2 protein-coding genes and 1 pseudogene are annotated in these 4,713 nt (G+C 60.2%); all 3 read left to right on the top strand.

Annotated elements, in window-relative coordinates; translation table 11 throughout:
• Nucleotides 1-179, top strand: a pseudogene (locus ABZF37_RS13575) (IS3 family transposase); the annotation flags it as partial.
• Nucleotides 180-1,013: 834 nt separating this feature from the next.
• Nucleotides 1,014-2,948 (top strand): 1,4-alpha-glucan branching protein GlgB, encoded by a 1,935-nt coding sequence (gene glgB, locus ABZF37_RS13570; RefSeq protein WP_372720818.1) that lies wholly within the window; start codon nucleotides 1,014-1,016, stop codon nucleotides 2,946-2,948.
• 14 nt (nucleotides 2,949-2,962) lie between these two features.
• The coding region (locus ABZF37_RS13565; RefSeq protein ID WP_372720816.1) for an alpha-1,4-glucan--maltose-1-phosphate maltosyltransferase at nucleotides 2,963-4,713 on the top strand (1,751 nt) is incomplete at its 3' end.

The raw sequence follows: 4,713 nt of genomic DNA, 5'->3' as shown, positions 1-4,713 counted from the left end.
GGCCGCCACTGGACGGGACGGTGCGCGATGCCGAGTTGATCGCGGCCTTGGCGCGGCTGGTGGAGGCGCGCCCGAGCCGCGGCTTCTGGAAGTGCCGTTCGCTGCTGCGCAGGGAGCGTGCGCAGTGGAACCACAAGCGGATCTATCGGGTGTACAGGGCGATGCAGCTGAACCGACGTCCCCCCGGTTTTGGGTAGCACGGCGATTTGGAGTCCAATCCCACGCCCGACGGCGAGTCGATTGTTCAGGCGCGCGGTCGGTCGATCCACACGACAACGTCCGCCAAACCGATAATTTATAGTGTTATCCGCGAGATTTTGGCAGCTATTAACGACACTTTTATTCTTGATTATTCGAGAAATAAGAATGATTATTCCAGTCGCTATTTTTATATTATTAGGCAAGCGCTGAATAAAGCCATCCTGGATTTCTCAGCGCCCGGCATCGGGAAAGCGTAGTTTTCCGATGGCTCAAAAAATCAGTGGCTTACAGCCACAGATTGTGGCAGCGCATCCTTGCGCTGCGGGAAACACTGAATAATTCAGCGTCTCCTTAGACTAATAAACTCATTCTTTTTTTGAGTTCGCCTTTCGCCCATTATCTCAAAACCTTACCCGTAATTACGTCCGTCGATTAACTCAGCGGCGATCGCGCATTCGGGGGCAATGATGTTTCGCCGTGCGCCGCCGCCACAATAGTGCTACAGTAGCGCAAGACGTTATTTAACTATTTCGCATCGCGCACAGAGCCGTGCCTGAAAATGCTTTAGCGGTTTTTAATAAACGCGGTGCTGAAATTCCAGGTTGGGATGCTCTTCATGTTTTTTATTCGCGTCCCTAACATTATGAAGTGCTGAACATTTTATGCATCCTGGGATTGGCGAACAGCGCCCATTTCTGCCCGAACTGTACAAAGCCAGTCACTACCGCGCAGCAACGCCGATGTAGCTCGTTCGTCGCCTGGGCCTTAGGCCCACTCCTGCTCGGAGTCTGTCAGTCAGACAGGAAACCCTCATGAAAACAGCCCACAACGCCACAGAACGCCCGCAGAACTTCCTCACCGACCACGACGTTTACCTGTTTCGCGAAGGCTCTCACAGCCGCCTTCACGACAAGCTCGGCGCGCACGCCTGCACTGTCGGTGGCGCGACCGGGGTGCACTTCTCGGTGTGGGCTCCCAATGCCAAGGCAGTGTCCGTCATCGGCGATTTCAACGACTGGAACAACAAGGCTCATCGGCTGCAACCGCGAGGCGACAACTCAGGCATCTGGGAAGGCTTCGTGGCCAGCGTCGAGTCCGGGACCTGTTATAAATTCCATATCAGTTCGCTGCACCACGGCTACCAGGTGGACAAGGCCGATCCGTTCGCTTTCTATAGCGAAGTGCCGCCGCGGCGGGCGTCCCGAGTGTGGGCTCTGGACTATGAATGGAACGATGGCGACTGGATGGCCAGACGGCGCGATTGCAACGCACTCGATGCCCCGATGTCGGCGTACGAAGTTCACCTGGGTTCATGGCGGCGCGTGCCGGAGCAGGACAACCGGCCACTGAGCTACCGCGAGATTGCGCCGCTGCTGGCCGAACATGTCAACGCACTCGGCTTTACGCATGTGGAATTGATGCCGATCACCGAGCATCCCTTCTACGGTTCCTGGGGCTACCAGACCACCGGCTATTTCGCGCCTACGGCGCGTTACGGCACGCCGCAGGATTTCATGTATCTGGTGGATTTCCTGCATCAGGCTGGCATCGGCGTGATTCTGGACTGGGTGCCCTCGCATTTTCCAAGCGATGAACACGGACTGGGGTTTTTTGACGGCACCCATTTGTTCGAGCACGCCGATCCACGGCAGGGGTTTCACCCGGAATGGAACAGCGCGATCTTTAATTACGACCGCAATGAAGTGCGCACATTTCTGATGTCGAGTGCTCTGTTCTGGCTCGAGAAATACCACATCGACGGCCTGCGTGTGGATGCCGTCGCCTCCATGCTGTATCTGGATTACGGACGCAAGCAGGGCGAATGGATTCCAAACCGTCACGGCGGTCGCGAGAATCTCGGCGCCATGGAGTTCCTGCGTAACTTCAACGAGGCCGTATACCGCGACCATCCGGACACCCAGACCATCGCCGAGGAATCAACGGCCTGGCCGATGGTATCCCGGCCCACCTATACCGGCGGTCTTGGTTTCGGCATGAAATGGAACATGGGCTGGATGCACGACACGCTCAAGTACTTCCAGCAGGATCCCATTCACCGACGCCATCACCAGGGCCAGATTTCATTCAGCATCTGGTATGCCTTTACCGAGAATTTTCTTCTTCCGCTGTCTCACGATGAAGTCGTGCACGGCAAGGGCTCGCTGATTGGCAAGATGCCGGGCGACGAATGGCAACAGTTCGCCAATCTGCGCTCACTGTACGGGTATATGTGGGCCCATCCGGGCAAGAAGCTTTTGTTCATGGGCGGTGAGTTCGGACAAAGGCGCGAATGGGCGCACGAAGAAAGCCTGGAATGGCACGTTCTTCAGTACCCGCTGCACGACGGCCTGCAGCGCTGGGTCGGCGACCTGAATCGCTGTTACCGCGCGCATCCGGCGCTCTACGAGCAGGACTTCACCGGCGATGGCTTCGCGTGGGTGGATTCCCAGGACTGGGAGGCGTCGGTGCTCAGTTTCCTGCGTCATGGCAAGCGCCCCGAGGACACCGTCCTGATCGTATGCAATTTCACGCCCCAGCCGCGCCATAACTACCGTGTCGGCGTGCCAGGCGGCGGCTACTGGCAGGAGTTGCTCAACAGCGATGCGGTCATTTACGGCGGCAGTGGCGCGGGCAATCTGGGCGGAGTAGAAGCGGCGCCGGTCGCCACGCAGGGATATTTCCATTCCCTGTTCCTGACGCTGCCACCGCTGAGCGTGCTCTATCTGAAACCTGCCACATCCGCCTGAAGGAGGCCATCACCATGCCGGACATCGGAGCGGCCGACGGAAGACAACGGGTCATCATCGAAGGCGTCACGCCCGAGGTGGATGGCGGGCGCTTCCCGGTCAAGCGCAGCGTCGGCGAGCAGGTTGTGGTCGAAGCGGATATTTTCTGTGACGGTCATGAGGTTTTGCGTTGCCTGTTGCGATACCGCTGCCGCGGTGCCGCCGACTGGCAGGAAACGCCAATGCAGCTGCTCGGCAACGATCGCTGGCGGGCCACCTTCAGCGTCGACGAACTCGGGACATACGAGTACACGCTGGTGGCCTGGGTCGATCACTTTCTGACCTGGCGCCACGACCTGGCACGCCGGGAGGATGAGCAGGACATCGCGCTGGCCTTGCTCAGTGGCGCAGCGCTGCTCGAAGCCGCCGCCGGCCGCGCCTCCGCCGCCGACCGCAAGCGCCTGGGCACCTACGCAAAACGACTACGCGCCACCGGATCCGCGACAGAAGGCCGCGCCCTGGGCGCCGATGCCGACCTGGCTCGCCTGATGGATGTTTACAGCGAACGGCGCCATGCCAGCGAATACGAACGATGCCTGTGCGTCACGGTGGATCCGCAACGGGCGCGCTTCTCGGCCTGGTATGAGCTGTTCCCGCGGTCCGCCGCAGCCACCGACACCGACACCGCGCATGGCACGTTTGCCGATTGCGAGAAGCACCTGCCGGGGATCGCCGCCATGGGCTTTGACGTGCTCTACCTGCCGCCGATTCACCCGATTGGCAGCGCCTTTCGCAAGGGCCCCAACAACGCGCTGGTTGCCGGCGACAACGACCCTGGCAGTCCCTGGGCCATCGGCGCGGCCGATGGCGGCCACAAGGCGATTCACGCACAACTGGGCACGCTGAAGGATTTCCGCCAGCTGGTAAAGAAGGCGCGCGAGCACGGCCTTGAACTGGCCATGGACATCGCTTTCCAGTGCTCGCCCGATCACCCGTACGTGAAGGAACACCCGGACTGGTTTCGCTGGCGTCCGGACGGGACCGTGCAGTACGCGGAGAACCCGCCCAAGAAATACCAGGACATTTATCCGCTCGACTTTGAAACCGAGTCCTGGCGCGAGCTGTGGCTGGAGCTGAAAAGCGTCATCGATTTCTGGCTCAAGCAGGGCGTGCGCATCTTCCGGGTCGACAACCCGCACACCAAGCCGTTCCCGATGTGGGAGTGGCTCATTGGCGAGGTCAAACGCACCCATCCGGAGACGATTTTCCTGGCCGAGGCCTTCACCCGGCCGCGCATCATGCACCGTCTGGCCAAGCTCGGTTTTACCCAGTCCTACACCTATTTCACCTGGCGCAACACCAAGCAGGAACTGACCGAATACCTCACCGAGCTGTCCCAGGACGGGTCGCGCGAGTACTTCCGGCCCAACCTGTGGCCGAACACGCCGGACATCCTGCCCGAGTCCCTGCAGTTCGGTGGCCGCCCGGCGTTCTTGCTGCGCGTTGCCCTGGCAGCCACGCTGGGCGCCAATTACGGCATCTACGGCCCGGCGTTCGAGCTCATGGAGCATCAGCCGCGCGGACCCGGCAGCGAGGAGTACCTCGACTCGGAGAAGTACCAGATACGCCAGTGGGATCTTGATCGGTCGGACAGCCTCAGGCATTACATCGCGCGCCTGAACCGCATCCGGCGCGACAACCCGGCCCTGCAAGGGGACTGGAGCCTGCGTTTTCACCCGATCGACAACGACATGCTGCTGTGCTTCAGCAAGTCGCACCAGGTGGC

This window comes from Immundisolibacter sp. (genome assembly GCF_041601295.1).
Classification (GTDB): Bacteria; Pseudomonadota; Gammaproteobacteria; order Immundisolibacterales; family Immundisolibacteraceae; genus Immundisolibacter.
Note: the sequence above shows the minus strand (reverse complement) of the source record. Positions and strands in the feature narration are given on the sequence as shown.

What these genes read in the sequence shown, in the direction of transcription:
- glgB (WP_372720818.1), top strand. Translation starts at nt 1,014, where the DNA reads ATGAAAACAGCCCACAACGCCACAGAACGCCCGCAGAACTTCCTCACC.